We start from the raw sequence: 386 nt of genomic DNA, 5'->3' as shown, positions 1-386 counted from the left end.
CGCGCCACCTGATTGCTTGGTCGTGGCCCGGCATTATCAAAGCCATAAGCTGCCGGAACCGATTCCAGCAAACGTTGGTAGTCACTTTCTGATGCACAGAACTGTTCTGGTTTACCCCAGTTGGGGCCACGTTCCAATCCACCGTCTTCATCGCGGACAAAAATACCTTTATCCATCGCCCAGCTGAGATACTCCGGTGCAGGCTCGAGTTCATGAATCTCGCGCAGGGTCTGATCGTCATGGCCACTGGTATCAAAGTAGGCGAGCATACGATCGTTGCCCAAATAGACGTCCATAAAAAAGTTGGCACCGGCGGCAGCCAGCAACTCGGTTGCCATTTGCTGACCTTCGGCAGTCACCTGGGAGTGCAGGGTAAAGCAGGGGGC

General features: G+C 54.7%; 1 protein-coding gene. It reads right to left on the bottom strand.

Annotated features, from left to right (window positions below):
* Nucleotides 1-386, bottom strand: a 386-nt coding sequence (gene eutB / locus Q4563_RS16835) for an ethanolamine ammonia-lyase subunit EutB (protein WP_303605307.1), incomplete at both ends; no start/stop codon positions are given.

Source organism: Gilvimarinus sp. 1_MG-2023 (assembly GCF_030548285.1).
This window is presented reverse-complemented; position numbering and strand designations above follow the sequence as displayed.